This window comes from Burkholderia sp. SRS-W-2-2016, from assembly GCF_001931485.1.
Lineage (GTDB): Bacteria > Pseudomonadota > Gammaproteobacteria > Burkholderiales > Burkholderiaceae > Paraburkholderia.
Genome location: NZ_MSDV01000009.1, coordinates 1 through 16,744 on the forward strand (window position 1 = coordinate 1; position 16,744 = coordinate 16,744).

Here is a 16,744-nt window from a genome sequence, read left to right on the forward strand (position 1 = left end):
CTCGTACGGCGACACGCAGCGCTACCGGCTCGGCATCAATCACCACCAGATTCCGGTGAATGCGCCGCGCGTGCCGAATCCGCATTCGTTCCATCGCGACGGCGCGATGCGCACCGATGGCAATCTCGGCGGCAACGTGAACTACGAGCCGAACCGCTTCGGCGACTTCGCGCAGGACCCGAATGCGGCGGAGCCGCCGCTGGCGGCGGGCGCGGTCGATCGTTACGACCATCGCGAGGACGACGATTACTACACGCAGCCGGGCATGCTGTTCAAGCTGTTCGACGCGGCGCAGCGTGAGCGTCTGTTCGGCAACATCGCGCGACATATCGACGGCGTGCCGCAAGACATCATCGCGCGTCAGATCGAGCATTTCCGTCGCGCCGATCCGGCTTATGCGGAAGGGGTGGTCGCGGCGTTGGCCGCGTTGCAGGAAGGCAAGAAAGCCTGATCGCCGGAGCAACGGTGGTTAGCACGCAGTAGCAATGCAATCGACGGGCGGGGCGCAGCGCGCGCCGCCCGTCACGATTCGAACCGGGAGTACAGGCATGATCCAGATGATGATGGCAATCGCAGGCAACGGCGCTTCGGCCGCGGCGCGTAGTCGTAGTATCGAGCGGCAACGGCAGGCCTGGCTGCTGCGCAAGATGGTCGGTTTCGCGATCGTCGCGGGCGGTTTCGCGGTGCTCGGCGCGCAGGCGTTGCAGCACCTGCAGGGCGGCTGAGCGAGCGCACGTTACGCGAACCTTGCGGCATTTCACGCTACACTGTCGAACGTCTTATGTCTGCTCGTGCAGATCATCATTTGCCGACCGGTTCGTATCACTCTTCGAAGGAGTCATCATGGCCAAAAAAGAAGCCGCAGCCGTACAGCATGTCAACATCGGGATCAGCGACAAGGATCGCAAGAAGATTGCAGACGGTCTGTCGCGTCTGCTCGCGGACACCTACACGCTGTACCTGAAGACCCACAACTTCCACTGGAACGTCACGGGTCCGATGTTCAACACGCTGCATCTGATGTTCGAAACGCAGTACAACGAACTTGCGCTCGCGGTCGACGCGATCGCCGAACGTATCCGCGCGCTGGGCGTGCATGCGCCGGGCAGCTACAAGGAATTCGCGAAGCTGTCGTCGATTCCGGAAGCGGACGGCGTGCCGGCTGCTGAAGACATGATCCGCCAGCTCGTGGAAGGTCAGGAAGCCGTGGTGCGCACCGCGCGCGCGATCTTCCCGTCGACGGAAGCCGCCAACGACGAACCGACCGCCGACCTGCTCACGCAACGCATGCAGACGCACGAAAAGACCGCGTGGATGCTGCGCTCGCTGCTGGCTTAAGTCCAGGCCGCTCACTGCATGTGAGTGGCAGCCATAACGAAGTGGGCGACGTCCACTTCGTGCTGCGAATGAAATGAACAAGCCTCCCGCTCGGGAGGCTTTGTTTTTTGCGGCGCCGCCGCGCGTGTCGAACGGCTGTGCGCGCGGTACGAACCAGCCTGTACCGCGTCGAGCCAGCCGGCTCATCCGCTTCCCGTAGAATAGCGGGACCGTGTTCGCACTTCACCGAATTCGTCCCATGTTCGCCCGACTCCCCCTGTATCTGCGCCTCGTGCGCATGGACAAGCCGATCGGCAGCCTGCTGCTGCTGTGGCCGACGCTCAACGCTTTGTGGATCGCGTCCGGCGGTCATCCGTCCTGGCAACTGCTGGTGATTTTCACCGTCGGCACGGTGCTGATGCGCTCGGCCGGCTGCGCGATCAACGATTACGCGGACCGCGATTTCGACCGCTACGTGAAGCGCACAGAAAACCGGCCGCTCACGTCGGGCAAGATCAAGGCGTGGGAAGCGGTGGTGCTCGCGGCGGCTTTGTCGCTGGTCGCGTTTCTGCTGATCCTGCCGCTCAATGCGTTGACCAAGCAGCTGTCGGTGGTCGCGCTGTTCGTCGCCGGCACCTATCCGTTCATGAAACGTTTCTTTGCGATTCCGCAGGCGTATCTCGGCATCGCGTTCGGCTTCGGCATTCCGATGGCGTTCGCCGCGGTGCTGGACCATGTGCCGCTGCTCGCGTGGGTGATGCTGCTCGCGAACATCTTCTGGGCGGTCGCGTACGACACCGAATACGCGATGGTCGATCGCGACGACGACATCAAGATCGGTATTCGCACGTCGGCGCTGACGTTCGGCCGCTTCGACGTGGCCGCGGTGATGCTGTGCTATGCGGTGACGTTGGGGATTTACGTCGGCATCGGTTTGACGCTCGGCTTTGGGTTGCTGTACTGGCTCGGCTGGGCCGGCGCGGTGGGCTGCGCGATCTATCACTACACGCTGATTCGCAATCGCGAGCGGATGCCGTGTTTTGCCGCGTTCCGTCATAACAACTGGCTCGGCGGCGCGCTGTTCGCGGGGATTGCCGCGCATTACGCGGCTGCTTCGTTTTAATTTTTTACGCGCGGTCTCAACGACTGTTTGAGACCGCGGTTGTTTCTGAACGCCGTAGACGCTTGCCGCTGATTCGACAGGGCGCAGCGCTACGGCGTTTCTGCTTCTACGGCGAGCTAGCCGCGTGGCTTTACTGCTTGCCGAACTCGTCGCCCATCTCTTTCGCGCGCGCATCGGCGGCGAGCGCGCCGCGCACGATCGCGTCCTTGATCCCGCTCGCGTCGAACGATGCCAACGCCGCCGCGGTCGTGCCGCCCTTCGACGTCACGCGTTCGCGCAGCACGCTCGGAGGCTCATCCGAATTCGCCGCGAGTTGCGCGGCGCCGGTGAAGGTCGCGACCGCGAGCGCGCGGCCTTGCGCTTCGTCCATCCCCAACTGGCGCGCGGCTTCCTGCAGCGCCTCGATGAAATAGAACACGTAGGCCGGCCCGCTGCCCGAGATCGCGGTGACCGCGTCGATCTTCGCTTCGTCGTCGAACCAGACGGTGTCGCCGACCGCGCCGAGCACTTGCGATGCGAGCGCGCGGCCCGCTTCATCGACGCTGGTTGTGGCCACCAAACCCGTCACGCCCATGCCGATCAGCGCCGGCGTATTCGGCATCACGCGCACGATGCGGGCATGGCCGCCGAGCCAGCGCGACATGTCGTCGATGCGGATCCCCGCGACGATGCTGATCGCCAGTTGCGACGCGTTCAGATGCGGCGCGACCGCTTCGGCGACGCTCTTCAGGATCTGCGGCTTCACCGCGAGCACGACCGCGTCGTAGCCGGCGAGCGCGGCGTCGGCGGCCGCGCCGGTGCGGATGCCGAATTGCTGCTCGTTGCGCTTGCGCGCGTCTTCGTTCGGATCGATCGCGTACAGGTCCGCGGGCGCGACGCCACGCTTGATGAGGCCGCCGATCAACGCCGCGGCCATGTTGCCGCCGCCGATAAACGCAATTTTCATGATGGTCCGGATGAGGTTCAGAAGAGAGTCAGGGAGAAGCCGGGGATGCGGCGACGGACCCGCGCGGGCTGTGCGCCGCTTTGCCGGTGATTCAGTGATTCAGTGCGAGTAATCGCGCGCGCCGAAGATCGCGGTGCCGATGCGCACGATCGTCGCGCCTTCGAGCACGGCCGCTTCGAGATCGGCCGACATGCCCATCGACAGCGTATCGAGCGCGAGCCCGTCGGCGCGCAAACGCTCGAACAGTTCGCGCAGCACGCGATGCGGCGCGCGTTGCGCGTCGAGTTCGTCGGCCGGTTCGGGGATCGACATCAGTCCGCGCAGCTTCAGCTTCGGCAGCGCGGCGATCTGCTGCGCGATATCGGCCGCCTCCGCGATAGCGACGCCGCTTTTCGACGCCTCGCCGCTGACGTTGACCTGCAAGCACACGTTCAACGGCCGCAGATGATCGGGGCGCTGCTCCGACAGCCGCTGCGCGATCTTCAGGCGATCGACCGAATGCACCCAGTCGAACTGCTCGGCGACCGGCCGCGTCTTGTTCGATTGCAGCGGCCCGATGAAATGCCATTCGAGCGACGCCCGCAGATCGGCTAGCGTCTGGATTTTGTCGAGTGCTTCCTGCACGTAGTTTTCGCCGAATGCGCGCTGACCGGCCGCATGGGCGGCGCGCACCGCGTCGGCGGGAAACGTTTTGGAGACCGCGAGCAGCATGACGGACTGCGTATCGCGGCCGGCCGCTTGCGCGGCCGCCGCGATGCGCTGTTGCACGTCGGCGAGATTGTGAGCGAGGTGTTGATCCAGATCGGACATGGAGCGAGGCCGGTGTTCAGCGAAAGACGATGCCCCGATTATACGGACAGCATGTGCTCGACCAGTTCGATCCAATGCGCGACCGGCGTCGACGTGCCGCTCTGCAAATGCGAGATGCAACCGACGTTGGCCGACACGATCACCTGCGGTTCCTGCGCCTGCAAGCGCTCGAGTTTCTGGTCGCGCAACGCGTACGACAGGCGCGGCTGCGTCAGCGAATAGGTGCCGGCCGAGCCGCAGCATAGATGACTGTCGGCGGGCAGACGCACTTCGACGCCGAGCGCGGTCAGCAACTGCTCGACCTTGCCGCGAATCTGCTGACCGTGCTGCAGCGTGCAGGGCGGATGAAACGCGACCGTATGCACCGAGCGGCGCCGCGTGATCGCGGCTAACTGCTCTTCGAATTCCGGCAGGATTTCAGAGACGTCGCGCGTCAGTTCGACGATGCGGCGCGCCTTCTCCGCATAGTGCGGGTCGTGGCGCAGCAGGTGCGCGTATTCCTTGACCGTCGCGCCGCAGCCCGACGCGTTCATCACGATCGCCTCGACGCCCTGTTCGACATACGGCCACCAGGCGTCGATGTTCGCGCGCAGGTCGTCGAGCGCTTCGTCGTTGTAGCCGAGGTGCAGGCGGATCGCGCCGCAGCAGCCGGCCTCCGGCGCGACCACCGTTTCGATGCCGAGCGCGTCGAACACCCGCGCGGTCGCGATGTTCACGTTCGGCATCATCGACGGTTGCACGCAGCCCGCGAGCATCAGCATCTTGCGCTCGTGCTTCGCGTTCGGCCAGGCGAGCGGGCGCTGGCGCGGCGGGACCTTGTCGCGCAGCTTTTTCGGCAGCAGTCCGCGCACGTGCTGACCGACCCGCATCGCGGGCGTGAAGATCGCGCTGTTCGGCACGACGGTCGCGAGCAGGCGACGCGTGAGCCGCTGGTTCAGCGGCCGCGTGACTTTCTGTTCGGTCAGCTTGCGGCCGATTTCGACCAGCCGCCCATACTGGACGCCGGACGGGCAGGTCGTCTCGCAACTGCGGCAGGTCAGGCAGCGGTCCAGATGCACCTGGGTGCTGCGCGTGACCGGCGCGCCTTCGACCATCTGCTTGATCAGATAGATGCGCCCGCGCGGGCCGTCGAGTTCGTCGCCGAGCAGCTGATAGGTCGGGCAGGTGGCCGTGCAGAAACCGCAATGCACGCACTTGCGCAGGATCGAGTCGGCTTCGTCGCCATCGGGGGTGTTGCGAATGAAGTCCGCGAGGTTGGTTTGCATCGCGTCGCTCAGAAGTCGGAATAGAGACGGCCGCGGTTGAACACGCGGGCAGGATCGAAAGCGTGTTTGAGGCCGCGATGAATTTTCATCAACGGCGCGGGCAGCGGTGTGAATACGCCGGCGCTGCGGTCGTAGCCGTGGCCGCTGCGGAAAATAGTGGCGTGGCCGCCGGCCTGCTTCGCGCTGATGCGCACGGTTTGCGCGTCGGTGTCGGTGATCCACCAGCGCTGGCCGCCGCCCCATTCCATCAGTTGCGCGCCGGGCAGTTGCAGCGGCTCGGTGATCGACGGCAGCGCGAGGCGCCACAGCGCGGCCTTCGGCGGAATCGCCGCGAAGAACGAATCGGTCTGCTCGCGCAGGCCGGCCCAGAAACGTTCGGCTTCGACCGCATCGACGACTTCGCCGCCGAGCCCGGTGCGCGCCGCCTTGACGGCCGCCTCGGCGCCCGCGAGCCGTACCGCGAGCGTGCCGTTGCGCCATGCGCTGGCGGTGATCGGCAGCGGCCGGCCGCCCCATTCGTTGAGCTTGCGCACGGCGTCGGTGCCGTTCATGTCGAACTTCAATGTCGCTTCGGACTGCGGCAGCGGCAGTACCTTGATCGATAGTTCGAGGATCAGGCCGAGCGTGCCGAGCGAGCCGGCCAGCAGACGCGATACGTCGTAGCCGGCAACGTTCTTCACGACCTGGCCGCCGAAGTGCAGCGTCTGGCCCTGGCCGTTCATGATGACCGCGCCGAGCACGAAGTCGCGCACGGCGCCCACCGCTGGGCGGCGCGGTCCGGAAATGCCGGCCGCGATGCAGCCGCCGAAGGTGGCCTGCGGGCCGAAGTGCGGCGGCTCGAACGCGAGCATCTGATCGTGCTCGGCGAGCGCGGCCTCGATTTCCAGCAGGGGGGTGCCGGCGCGCGCGGTGATCACGAGCTCGGCGGGATCGTACGAGATGATGCCGCGATAAGCGCGCGTGTCGAGGATCTCGCCTTCCAGCGCCTGGCCGTACCAGTCCTTGGTGCCGCCGCCACGGATGCGCAACGCGCTTCCTTCGGCGCTGGCCGAACGCACGCGTTCGGACCATACGGCGACGATGTCGTCCTCTTCCATGGTGTCCTGCTCGTTGTGTGTCGGTTGATTGTACCTGGCGGCGGCGCGCTGGCAAGCCGGAGCGGACCCGCATCGGCGGCCTGCCTGGCGCGCTTCGCGGGCCGCGCGGGAAGCGGCGCCGGCGCGCGGCTCGGCCCGCGAAGCGCCGGTCGATGCACGCCGCGCGCGGCGTCCGCTAGAAGCGCGGCAATTCGGGGTGGGGCAGCAGCCCGCCGCGCACGTGCATCTTGCCGTATTCGGCGCAGCGCGCGCGCGTGGGGATGCCCTTGTCCGGATTGAGCAGGCCGGGGCTGTCGAACGCGCGCTTGACCGCGTGGAACGCGTCGCGCTCTTCCGGCGAGAACTGCACGCACATCGAATTGATTTTCTCGATGCCGACGCCGTGTTCGCCCGTCACCGTGCCGCCGAGTTCGACGCACGCTTCGAGAATGTCGGAACCGAATTCCTCGGCGCGGTGCCACTCGTCCTGGTCGTTGCCGTTGAACAGGATCAGCGGATGCATGTTGCCGTCGCCGGCATGGAACACGTTGATGCAACGCAGTCGGTACTTTTTCTCCATCTCCTCGATGCGCGCGAGCAGCGGCCCGATACTGCGGCGCGGCACGGTGCCGTCCATGCAGTAGTAGTCGGGCGAAATACGGCCGGCGGCCGGGAATGCGTTCTTGCGCCCGGACCAGAAGCGCAGCCGCTCAGCATCCGAACGCGAGATCTGGATACGGGTCGCGCCGTGCTCGCGCAGCACCGCGGTCATGCGCACGATTTCGTTCGCGACTTCCTCGGGCGTGCCGTCCGATTCGCACAGCAGGATCGCCGCCGCGTCGAGGTCGTAGCCCGCGTTGACGAATTCCTCGACCGCGCGGGTGGCCGGCTTGTCCATCATTTCGAGGCCGGCCGGGATGATGCCCGCCGCGATGATGCCGGCGACCGCATCGCCGCCTTTGATCACGTCGTCGAAGCTCGCCATGATCACCTGCGCGGTTTGCGGCTTCGGAATCAGCTTGACGGTGACCTCGGTGACGATCGCGAACATCCCCTCGCTGCCGATCAGCACCGCGAGCAGATCGAGCCCCGGCGCATCCGGCGCGAGCGAGCCGAACTCGACGATCTCGCCTTCCATCGTCACCGCGCGCACCCGCAGCACGTTGTGCACGGTGAGGCCGTACTTCAGGCAATGGACGCCGCCGGAGTTCTCGGACACGTTGCCGCCGATCGTGCAGGCGATCTGCGACGACGGGTCCGGCGCGTAGTAAAGGCCGTACGGTGCGGCCGCCTCGGAGATCGCCAGATTGCGCACGCCGGGCTGCACGGTCGCGGTACGCGCATACGAATCGACTTCGACGATCTTGCGAAAGCGCGCGAGCGACACCACCACGCCGTGCACGATCGGCATCGCGCCGCCGGACAGCCCGGTGCCCGCGCCGCGCGGCACGATCGGCACCTGCAGCCGGTGGCAGATCTGCACGATGCGCTGCACCTGCGATTCGGTTTCGGGCAGCGCGACCGCGAGCGGCAGGCGCCGGTAGGCGGCGAGGCCGTCGCATTCATACGCGACCGTGTCTTCCTCGCGATACAGCAGACAGTGGGTCGGCAACACGGCCATCAGCGCCTGCACGACTTCGCGCTGCCGTTGCGCGAGCACTTCGGCCGACAGTTCAGCGGGTGCGTTCATCAGACTCGTCTCCTCGTGGCTTGCGCCAGGCCGGCTTTGCGTTCGCGCCGGCGGTTGCGGGCGGCCCTGCTCAGGGCCGCCTCACTGCGAAGCCGGCGCGGCGGCCGCTGAAATGCCGCCGCGCCCGGCCTCTGTCCCGATCTTTCGTCAGGCCGCCCAGGCGAAGATCTTGCCCGGGTTCATCAGGTTGCGCGGATCGAGCGCGTGCTTGATCGAGCGCATCGTGTCGACTGCGACGTCGCCGTGTTCTTCGAGCAGGAACGCCATCTTGTGCAGGCCGACGCCATGCTCGCCGGTGCAGGTGCCGTCCATCCGCAGCGCGCGCTGCACGATGCGATGGTTCAGGCGCTCGGCTTCTTCGAGTTCTTCGGGCTTGTCCGGATCGATCAGGATCGCGACGTGGAAATTGCCGTCGCCGACATGGCCGACGATCGGGCAGGGCAGCGGCGACGCGTTCAGATCCTGCTCGGTTTCGACCACGCATTCGGCGAGCCGCGAGATCGGCACGCAGACATCCGTCGTCACCGCGCGGCAACCGGGCTTCAGTTGCAGCATCGCGAAGTAAGCGTTGTGACGCGCGTTCCACAGACGGCTGCGGTCTTCGGGCCGGGTCGCCCATTCGAAGCCTTCGCCGGCATTTTGCGCGGCGATTTCCTGCACCAGTTCGGCTTGCTCTTTGACACCGGCCTCGGTGCCGTGGAATTCGAAGAAGAGGGTCGGCGCTTCGCGCAGCGTCAGGTTCGAGTGACGATTGATCGAGCGGATCGCGAGCGAATCGACGAATTCGACGCGCGCGATCGGCACGCCGATCTGGATCGTCTCGATCACCGCGCGCACCGCATCGCCCATCGACGGGAACGTGCACACCGCGGCCGATACCGCCTCAGGCTGCGGATAGAGGCGCAGCGTGATTTCGGTGATCACGCCGAGCGTGCCCTCCGAACCGACGAACAAACGCGTCAGATCGTAGCCCGCCGACGATTTGCGCGCGCGCGTGCCGGTCTTGATCACGCGACCGTCGGCGAGCACGACCGTCAGGCCGAGCACGTTTTCGCGCATCGTGCCGTAGCGCACCGCGTTGGTCCCCGACGCGCGCGTCGCCGACATCCCGCCGATGCTCGCGTCCGCGCCCGGGTCGATCGGGAAGAACAGGCCGGTGTCGCGCAGCGCTTCGTTCAGCTGCTTGCGCGAGATGCCCGGCTCGACGGTGACCGTGAGGTCTTCGGCGTTGATCGATAGCACCCGGTTCATTTCCGACAGATCGATCGACACGCCGCCTTGCACCGCGAGCAGATGACCTTCGAGCGACGAGCCGTTGCCGTACGGAATGATCGGCACGTCGTAGCGGCCGCAGAGTTTGACCACGGTTTGCACGTCTTCGGTCGTGCGCGCGAAGACGACGGCGTCGGGCAGTTGGGGATCGAACGGTGACTCGTCGCGGCCGTGATGCGCGCGGACGGCTTCAGCGACCGACACGCGTTCGCCGAATGCGGTTTTCAGTTCGTTCAGCAATTCGGCGGGAAACGGCCGGCGCAGCGGGGCCGGCGGCACGGGATGGTTCACGCATGTCTCCTGATGTCTTGGGGGTGCGGTTTGGTTCGCAGCAAGCGTTTCATTTTACGCCGTTCGTTTGCGAGCCGGCGCGTGGGCGGGCTCGCTTGCAGGCTCGCGTGCGCCCATATAATGGCGGCGATCCGGCGCTGCGCGCAAGATGGGCAAACGTGGTCCGCAATCGGCCTGGGTATGGCTGTTGCGCGAGCGTGTCGCGTGGTTGCGTGCGCAGCACCACTGAACGTATGGGAGACATCATGGGCAATCGCCTGAGCAAGATCGCCACTCGCACCGGCGACGACGGTACCACTGGTCTCGGCGATGGCCGCCGGGTCCGCAAGGACAGCGCGCGGATCGCCGCGATCGGCGACGTCGACGAACTCAATTCGAATCTCGGCGTGCTGTTGTGCGAAAGCCTGCCGGACAACGTGCGCGCGGCGCTGGTCGCGATCCAGCACGACCTGTTCGATCTGGGCGGCGAGCTGTGCATTCCCGGTCACACGATGATCACCGACCGGCACCTCGCGCAACTCGACGGCTGGCTTGCCGACTACAACGCGGCGTTGCCGCCGCTGAAGGAATTCATCTTGCCGGGCGGCTCGCGCTCGGCCGCGCTCGCGCATGTGTGCCGCACTGTTTGCCGCCGCGCGGAACGCGCGATCGTGGCGCTCGGCGAACACGAAGAGATCAACGCGGCGCCGCGTCAGTACGTGAACCGGCTGTCCGACCTGCTGTTCGTGCTGGCCCGCGTGCTCAACCGCGCGGACGGCGGCACTGACGTGCTGTGGCAGCACGATCGCGGCACGCATTGAACGACGCGCGGAACGACGCGCGCCTGCGCGAATAGCCTGATTCGGCGCCGCGCAAAAGCCGTTCTTAACCGATTGCCAGCGTCACCGGCTTGCCGATGCGGCTGAGCATTTCGACCAGCGTGTCGATCGTGAACTTGGTGGTTTTCTTGTTGACGACATCGGACACGCGCGGTCGCGACACCATCAGAATTTCAGCGGCCTCGGCCTGCTTCAGATGATGCTGTTCGATCCAGCTGGACAGCTCGGTCATCAGTTGTTCCTTGAGCAGCCGCGTGTCGTTGATCTGCTTTTGCGACGCGGCGTGCAGACGCTTCGCCTCCGCGGCCGAAAAGCCGAGTTCAAGGAACACGTTCGCGCCGGGCGGTGTTACGTGACGAATTTTGGTGTCGATCGTCATGGCTGGAGGGTCCTGTAGTGAGTGATCGCGCGGTAGCGCGTTGCGGCAATTTTTCTGTCGTGGGCGCCGAGCTTCTGCACTTTCTTCTGAAAGCAGTGCAGTACGTAAAGCGCTTCCTCGTATTTGGTCACGTACATCACGCGAAAAATGCCGTCTTCTTCCCTGATGCGAATTTCGCGCGTTCCCGGGCCGATCGACTCGAACGGCTTCCAGTCGTCCGGGTCGAGTCCTGCCTGAATTTTGCCGAGTTGAAACCCGGCGAGACGACGCGCTTCATCCGGAAAGGCGAGCAAATCGCGATAGCTGGAGCCTAGCCAGCGAATTTCTTTTTCCTGCTCCATCAGCGCCTCATGTATAAAACTTTATACCCAACAACTCCCCAGGTCAAGTCACGCAAGTGACCTGGCATCGAGCTGTTACGGTATCGAGGCGACTGTGCGAGCACCATTCGGCCGAATGGCCAATAAAAAACCCGGTTCGAAACCGAACCGGGTTATTACTGCGCACTACTGACGAGTCGCCGGGCCGGCGACGCGGCCGCTACTCAGTTGCCGCTGCCGCGCGCGACGCGGCGTTGCCGGACCGCTTCCGCGAGACCTTCGAGCACGGCGACGCTTTCGTCCCAGCCGATGCACGCATCGGTAATGCTCTGGCCGTACGTGAGCTGGCAGCCTTCCTTCAGGTCCTGGCGGCCCGCCACGAGGTGCGATTCGACCATCACGCCGACGATACGCTCGTCGCCCGCGGCGATCTGACGGCCGATATCCGCGCACACCGGAATCTGGTTCTCGTGCTTCTTCGAGCTGTTCGCGTGGCTCGCGTCGATCATCAGACGCGCGGCGAGCCCGGCCTTGCCGATGTCCGCGCAGGCCGCGTTGACGCTGTCCGCGTCGTAGTTCGGCGTCTTGCCGCCGCGCAGGATCACATGGCAGTCCTCATTGCCGGCGGTCGACACGATCGCCGAGTGGCCGCCCTTCGTGACCGACAGGAAATGGTGCGGCTGCGAGGCCGCCTTGATCGCGTCGACGGCGATCTTGACGTTGCCGTCCGTGCCGTTCTTGAAGCCGACCGGGCACGACAGGCCCGACGCGAGCTCGCGATGCACCTGCGATTCGGTCGTGCGCGCGCCGATCGCGCCCCACGAGATCAGATCCGCGATGTACTGCGGGCTGATCATGTCGAGGTATTCGGTGCCGGCCGGCAGGCCGAGTTCGTTGATCCGCAGCAGCAGCTCGCGCGCGGTGCGCAGGCCTTCGTTGATCTTGAAGCTGTTGTCCATGTGCGGGTCGTTGATGAGACCCTTCCAGCCCACCGTCGTGCGCGGCTTTTCGAAGTACACGCGCATCACGATCTCGAGTTCGCCGGCGAAACGCTTGCGCTGCTCGATCAGACGGCCCGCGTATTCGAGCGCGGCACGGGTGTCGTGAATCGAGCACGGGCCGATCACGACGATCAGGCGATCGTCCATCCCGTGCAGGATGCGATGCATCGCGCTGCGTGCTTCGTAGATCACGTTCGACACCGTTTCGTCGCACGCGAATTCGCGGATCAGGTGAGCGGGCGGCGTGAGTTCTTTCAATTCGCGGATGCGGACATCGTCGGTATTGTGCGGGGGCATTTGGTTCTCCTGAATCGGTTTGTAGCGTGTTCGCGCGGGCAACGGCGGTTACGATCGGATAGCGATGCCTGAGCGGACGACAATCAAAAAATGGTCAACGACAAAATGTCAGATGCGGTTGCAAAATCGTGAGGCGAAAAAAAACCGCCAGACTCGCTGGCGGTTTTTCGGGAATTCTCGGTGTCCTACGTGCACTAACACCCCTCTCGATCCGCCAGCGGTCTGAGATACCAGAAAAAGTAAAAATAAAACTTGGCGGACATGGCGAGTGAAATGGGTCGCTGGTCAAAAAAGGGTGACTGAGTTTATAACCCGGTACAGGCTCGGCTGACAAGCCGGGGCATCGAAAAATGCGGAAAATCCGCACGTTTCGCGCGATGAATGCGCGAAACGTGCATCGGTCGCAAAATCAGGCCGTGCCGCCGACCGTCATCTTCTCGATTCGCAACGTGGGCTGACCGACGCCCACCGGCACGCTCTGGCCTTCCTTGCCGCACACGCCGACGCCCGAATCGAGCTTCATGTCGTTGCCGATCATCGTCACGTACTTCAGCGACTCCGGGCCGCTGCCGATCAGCGTCGCGCCCTTCACCGGATAGGTGATCTTGCCGTTTTCGATCATGTACGCCTCGGACGCCGAGAACACGAACTTGCCGTTCGTGATGTCGACCTGGCCGCCGCCGAAGTTCACCGCGTAGAGGCCGTTCTTCACGGACGCGAGAATTTCCTGCGGGTCCTTGTCGCCGTTCAGCATGTAGGTGTTGGTCATGCGCGGCATCGGCAGTGCCGCGTACGATTCGCGCCGCGCGTTGCCGGTGATCGGCATCTTCATCAGACGCGCGTTCAGCGTGTCCTGGATATAGCCCTTCAGGATGCCGTCCTCGATCAGCGTCGTGCACTGGGTCGGGTTGCCTTCGTCGTCGATGTTCAGCGAGCCGCGGCGATTCGGCAGCGTGCCGTCGTCGACGACCGTCACGCCCTTCGCGGCGACCTGTTCGCCGATGCGGCCAGCGAACGCCGACGAGCCCTTGCGGTTGAAGTCGCCCTCCAGCCCGTGGCCGATCGCTTCGTGCAGCAGCACGCCGGGCCAGCCCGGGCCGAGCACGACGGTCATCGCGCCAGCCGGCGCCGGCCGCGCTTCGAGATTCACGAGCGCCGAGTGGACCGCGTCGTCGACGTAGCGCGACAGCACTTCGTCGGTGAAATAGCCGTAGTCGAAGCGGCCGCCGCCGCCGCCGCTGCCGATTTCGCGGCGGCCGTTCTGCTCGGCGATCACAGTGACCGACACGCGCACCAGTGGCCGGATGTCGGCCGCGAAGCCGCCGTCGCTGCGCGCGACCAGCACCACGTCGTATTCGCCGGCGAGGCCCGCCATTACCTGCTGGATGCGCGGATCGCGGCCGCGCGCCATCTGCTCGATGCGCTCGAGCAGCTTGACCTTGGCGGTCGCGTCGAGCGACTGCAGCGGATCGGACGGCAGATACAGATCGCGCCCGGCGATGCCGGTCAGCGACGACGCCACCTTGATCTTCTGCTTGCCGCCGCCCGCCTTGGCGATTGCGCGGGTCGCGATGGCCGCCTGGCGGATCGCTTCGGGCGACAGGTCGTCCGAGTACGCGAACGCGGTGCGGTCGCCGGACACGGCGCGCACGCCGACGCCCTGATCGATGCTGAAGCTGCCCGACTTCACGATGCCTTCCTCGAGGCTCCACGCTTCGCTGCGGGTCGCCTGGAAGTACAGGTCCGCGTAGTCGACGCGGTGCGTGAAGATTTCGGCGAGCGTGCGGGTGAGCAGCGATTCGTCGAGACCGTAGGGCGTCAGGAGGATGTCCTTGGCGGCGGCGAGATTACGGATACCGGGTTCGATGATGTTCATGCGAAGTATGTTCTGCTCGATACGAAGGGGTCGGGGAGCGCGGGTGTCGCTATATGCGAGACGGGCGCCGCGGTTTCAATGGCGGATTCGGATTCAGGTCAGCACGCGATGACGCCATGCGGGCAGGCTCTGCCGCACTTCGTCGATCCGTGCGCGTTCGAGATTGCCGGCGACCACGCCGGCGCCTTCGTCGCGCACCGCGACGATCTCGCCCCACGGGTCGATCAGCATGCTGTGGCCCCAGGTGCGGCGGCCGTTTTCATGTTTGCCGCCTTGCGCGGCGGCCAGCACGTAGCACTGGTTTTCGACCGCGCGGGCGCGCAGCAGCAGCTCCCAGTGCGCGCGGCCGGTCGTATAGGTGAACGCCGACGGCACCACGATCAGCGCGCAGTCGCCCATGCGCCGGTACAGCTCCGGAAAGCGCAGATCGTAGCAGACCGACAGGCCGACCCGGCCGAACGGCGCGTCGAAGGTACGGACCTCGGCGCCGGGGCGGATCGTGCGGGCTTCGTCGAACGATTCCTCGCCTTTTTCGAAGTTGAACAGGTGGATCTTGTCGTAGCGCGCGGCCTCGTTGCCGTCCGGGCCGAACACGAGCGTCGTGTTCAGCACCCGCGACGCTTCCGGCGCGGTGACCGGCAGCGTGCCGCCGATCACCCAGATGCGGTGGCGGCGCGCGGCGTCGGCCAGAAAGCGCTGGACCGGGCCGTCCTGATACGGCTCGCGCACAGTCAGCTTGTCGGTGTCCTTGAAGCCCATGAAGCAGAAGTACTCGGGCAGCAGCACGAGTTGCGCGCCGTCGGCGACGGCTTCGGCGATCAGGCGTTCGGCGTCGGCCAGATTGCGCTCGCGGTCGGGCGTGCTGACCATCTGCAGCGCGGCGACCCGGAAGGTGCTGGCGAGGGAACCGCTGGAGGCCGCGGCGGGCGATGAGGAAGAGACGTGTGTTTCGCTCATGAGCGTGTCGAAAGGCTGCGGCAGGGCGGGGGCGCGCGGCGTTGCTGCTGGCGGCCGCTGCCGGCGTCGTTCAGGACTGGTTTCGCGACGGTCGGCGCGCTGGATCGGGGGGCGGCTGCGGGTCCGCAAACCACGCCCGGCTGGCCTTTCAGCCGGCCAATTCAGTGCGCTTCCACGGTCGAAGCCGGAGCGTCCATCTTACCCCGTTCGGTGGTCACCCGCTGCACGTGCGGTTGCGTCCACGAACCGGTGATCGCGTACTCGCGCGCGAACACGTGCGACACCGAATGCGTGAGCGCGATATCGGCGACCAGCGCGCCGAGCCCGATCAACGGATTGACGACCGCCGCGGCGATCACCGCGGCGCCCGCGCTGACGGTCGGCACCACGTGCAGATGCAGGTCCTGGCTCTTCTGCGCGATATCGACCGAGCCGCTCATCTCCACGCGCGCCGGCGCGGTCACCATCCGGAAATTGTCGGTGCGGCCGATGCCGTTATGAATCTGCGCGGTCCCGGTCACGCTCGAGAACGGCAGCCCTTCGCCGATCACGTCGCGGAAATCGAGCGTGGCGATGCGCGCGAGGCTTTGCAGGCTCAGCACGCCGAGCAGCGTCGCGACGCCCGGATCGACCTTGAGGATCTGGCCGTGGCGCAGGTCGAGCGCGAGGTTGCCGTTCAGTGTCGAGTAGTCGATCGTGGTCGGGCCGCCTTGCCACACCACCTTGCCGGCCAGCGAGCCTTGGCCGTTCTTCAGCGTCTTCGGCTGGCCGAGCTGTTCGAGCAGCGCGCCCGCGTCCTTGATGTCGAGTTTGAAATCGAACACGGTGCGGCGCGGCGTTGCTTCGTCGGCGGCGCTGGGCAGTTCGGTCGAGGTGCGCCAGTTCGCGGTCGCGCTGAGCGTGGCTGCGGAGTTCGTGATATCGAGCTTGTCGAGCTGCCAGACCGGCACGCCGTTTTCCTCGAAGTTGTGCGCGTCGACTTCGAGCCGGCCGACGTTGCGATCGCGCACGATCAGCTCGTTCACGATCAGATCGATCGACGGCATGTTCTGCGCGGGCGCCGACATCGCGCGGCCGAGCAGATCCTTGTCCGCCACCGACGGAATCACCACGCGCGCAAAGCGGGCCTGCAGCGAGCCGGGCGAATCGCGGGTCGCGCCCGGCAGCCAGGACACGTGGCCGGATACCTGGTTCGACGCGATGTTCGCCTGCCAGGTGCGCTCGTCGCGCGACGCGCCGACGATCACGTTGTCCCAGTGGCGGTTGAGCAGCGTCAGCTTGTCGAGGTGCAGCGCGAAGCGGGTCG

17 protein-coding genes are annotated in these 16,744 nt (G+C 65.7%); 5 read left to right on the forward strand and 12 right to left on the reverse strand.

The genetic code is table 11. From position 1 onward, the window contains the following. The 4 genes from BTH42_RS02685 to ubiA form a co-directional block, all read left to right on the forward strand. Window positions 1–451 (forward strand): catalase-related domain-containing protein (locus BTH42_RS02685; RefSeq protein ID WP_143751956.1); only part of this gene is annotated, 451 nt, incomplete at its 5' end. 97 nt (window positions 452–548) lie between these two features. Beyond that, window positions 549–725: a hypothetical protein gene (locus BTH42_RS35325; protein WP_178392105.1), complete on the forward strand. Its 177-nt coding sequence runs from the start codon at window positions 549–551 to the stop codon at window positions 723–725. Window positions 726–843: 118 nt separating this feature from the next. Further along, the gene (locus tag BTH42_RS02695; protein WP_075295517.1) at window positions 844–1,338 is read left to right on the forward strand and encodes a Dps family protein; all 495 of its coding nucleotides are present in this window, start codon (window positions 844–846) and stop codon (window positions 1,336–1,338) included. Window positions 1,339–1,576: 238 nt separating this feature from the next. Next, complete coding sequence (gene ubiA / locus BTH42_RS02700) at window positions 1,577–2,440, forward strand: 4-hydroxybenzoate octaprenyltransferase (protein WP_075295519.1); 864 nt, start codon at window positions 1,577–1,579, stop codon at window positions 2,438–2,440. Window positions 2,441–2,570: 130 nt separating this feature from the next. Here ubiA and proC read toward each other — a convergent pair whose 3' ends face one another. The 6 genes from proC to BTH42_RS02730 form a co-directional block, all read right to left on the reverse strand. Continuing rightward, complete coding sequence (gene proC, locus BTH42_RS02705; RefSeq protein ID WP_075295521.1) at window positions 2,571–3,386, reverse strand: pyrroline-5-carboxylate reductase; 816 nt, start codon at window positions 3,384–3,386, stop codon at window positions 2,571–2,573. A gap of 99 nt (window positions 3,387–3,485) precedes the next feature. Next, a complete protein-coding gene (locus BTH42_RS02710; protein ID WP_075295523.1) occupies window positions 3,486–4,196 on the reverse strand; it encodes a YggS family pyridoxal phosphate-dependent enzyme in 711 nt (236 codons plus the stop codon). Between the two features lie 38 nt (window positions 4,197–4,234). Then, window positions 4,235–5,461, reverse strand: a complete 1,227-nt coding sequence (glcF, locus tag BTH42_RS02715) for a glycolate oxidase subunit GlcF (RefSeq protein WP_075295525.1) — start codon at window positions 5,459–5,461, stop codon at window positions 4,235–4,237. An 8-nt stretch (window positions 5,462–5,469) separates the two neighbouring features. Beyond that, entirely contained in the window at window positions 5,470–6,558 is a 1,089-nt protein-coding gene (gene glcE / locus BTH42_RS02720; protein ID WP_075295527.1) for a glycolate oxidase subunit GlcE, read from the reverse strand. Window positions 6,559–6,733: 175 nt separating this feature from the next. Next, window positions 6,734–8,227 carry an FAD-linked oxidase C-terminal domain-containing protein gene (locus tag BTH42_RS02725; protein ID WP_075295529.1) on the reverse strand — a complete coding sequence of 498 codons (1,494 nt, stop codon included), beginning with the start codon at window positions 8,225–8,227 and terminating at the stop codon, window positions 6,734–6,736. A 147-nt stretch (window positions 8,228–8,374) separates the two neighbouring features. Beyond that, window positions 8,375–9,790, reverse strand: a complete 1,416-nt coding sequence (locus BTH42_RS02730) for an FAD-linked oxidase C-terminal domain-containing protein (RefSeq protein WP_075295530.1) — start codon at window positions 9,788–9,790, stop codon at window positions 8,375–8,377. A gap of 245 nt (window positions 9,791–10,035) precedes the next feature. Between BTH42_RS02730 and BTH42_RS02735 the strand changes: the two genes are divergently transcribed. Then, complete coding sequence (locus BTH42_RS02735) at window positions 10,036–10,590, forward strand: cob(I)yrinic acid a,c-diamide adenosyltransferase (RefSeq protein ID WP_075295532.1); 555 nt, start codon at window positions 10,036–10,038, stop codon at window positions 10,588–10,590. 64 nt (window positions 10,591–10,654) lie between these two features. Here BTH42_RS02735 and BTH42_RS02740 read toward each other — a convergent pair whose 3' ends face one another. The 6 genes from BTH42_RS02740 to BTH42_RS02770 form a co-directional block, all read right to left on the reverse strand. Then, window positions 10,655–10,987 (reverse strand): helix-turn-helix domain-containing protein, encoded by a 333-nt coding sequence (locus BTH42_RS02740; protein ID WP_075295534.1) that lies wholly within the window; start codon window positions 10,985–10,987, stop codon window positions 10,655–10,657. Next, window positions 10,984–11,328: a type II toxin-antitoxin system RelE/ParE family toxin gene (locus BTH42_RS02745; RefSeq protein WP_075295536.1), complete on the reverse strand. Its 345-nt coding sequence runs from the start codon at window positions 11,326–11,328 to the stop codon at window positions 10,984–10,986. The genes BTH42_RS02740 and BTH42_RS02745 overlap by 4 nt, the downstream gene beginning before the upstream one ends. A 203-nt stretch (window positions 11,329–11,531) precedes the next feature. Next, window positions 11,532–12,605: a 3-deoxy-7-phosphoheptulonate synthase AroG gene (gene aroG / locus BTH42_RS02750; protein ID WP_075295538.1), complete on the reverse strand. Its 1,074-nt coding sequence runs from the start codon at window positions 12,603–12,605 to the stop codon at window positions 11,532–11,534. A 409-nt stretch (window positions 12,606–13,014) separates the two neighbouring features. After that, window positions 13,015–14,481: a metalloprotease TldD gene (gene tldD, locus BTH42_RS02760; protein WP_075295540.1), complete on the reverse strand. Its 1,467-nt coding sequence runs from the start codon at window positions 14,479–14,481 to the stop codon at window positions 13,015–13,017. A gap of 93 nt (window positions 14,482–14,574) precedes the next feature. After that, window positions 14,575–15,438 carry a carbon-nitrogen hydrolase family protein gene (locus tag BTH42_RS02765; protein ID WP_075295542.1) on the reverse strand — a complete coding sequence of 288 codons (864 nt, stop codon included), beginning with the start codon at window positions 15,436–15,438 and terminating at the stop codon, window positions 14,575–14,577. Window positions 15,439–15,599: 161 nt separating this feature from the next. Further along, window positions 15,600–16,744, reverse strand: a 1,145-nt coding sequence (locus BTH42_RS02770) for a YhdP family protein (RefSeq protein ID WP_305954763.1), incomplete at its 5' end; no start/stop codon positions are given.

Bases quoted from the DNA above. Each gene is read 5' to 3' on its own strand.
- proC (WP_075295521.1), bottom strand. From the start codon at position 3,386: ATGAAAATTGCGTTTATCGGCGGCGGCAACATGGCCGCGGCGTTGATC.
- BTH42_RS02710 (WP_075295523.1), bottom strand. From the start codon at position 4,196: ATGTCCGATCTGGATCAACACCTCGCTCACAATCTCGCCGACGTGCAA.
- BTH42_RS02765 (WP_075295542.1), bottom strand. From the start codon at position 15,438: ATGAGCGAAACACACGTCTCTTCCTCATCGCCCGCCGCGGCCTCCAGC.
- glcE (WP_075295527.1), bottom strand. From the start codon at position 6,558: ATGGAAGAGGACGACATCGTCGCCGTATGGTCCGAACGCGTGCGTTCG.
- ubiA (WP_075295519.1), top strand. From the start codon at position 1,577: ATGTTCGCCCGACTCCCCCTGTATCTGCGCCTCGTGCGCATGGACAAG.
- BTH42_RS02695 (WP_075295517.1), top strand. From the start codon at position 844: ATGGCCAAAAAAGAAGCCGCAGCCGTACAGCATGTCAACATCGGGATC.
- BTH42_RS02740 (WP_075295534.1), bottom strand. From the start codon at position 10,987: ATGACGATCGACACCAAAATTCGTCACGTAACACCGCCCGGCGCGAAC.
- BTH42_RS35325 (WP_178392105.1), top strand. From the start codon at position 549: ATGATCCAGATGATGATGGCAATCGCAGGCAACGGCGCTTCGGCCGCG.
- tldD (WP_075295540.1), bottom strand. From the start codon at position 14,481: ATGAACATCATCGAACCCGGTATCCGTAATCTCGCCGCCGCCAAGGAC.
- BTH42_RS02725 (WP_075295529.1), bottom strand. From the start codon at position 8,227: ATGAACGCACCCGCTGAACTGTCGGCCGAAGTGCTCGCGCAACGGCAG.
- BTH42_RS02745 (WP_075295536.1), bottom strand. From the start codon at position 11,328: ATGGAGCAGGAAAAAGAAATTCGCTGGCTAGGCTCCAGCTATCGCGAT.
- glcF (WP_075295525.1), bottom strand. From the start codon at position 5,461: ATGCAAACCAACCTCGCGGACTTCATTCGCAACACCCCCGATGGCGAC.
- aroG (WP_075295538.1), bottom strand. From the start codon at position 12,605: ATGCCCCCGCACAATACCGACGATGTCCGCATCCGCGAATTGAAAGAA.
- BTH42_RS02735 (WP_075295532.1), top strand. From the start codon at position 10,036: ATGGGCAATCGCCTGAGCAAGATCGCCACTCGCACCGGCGACGACGGT.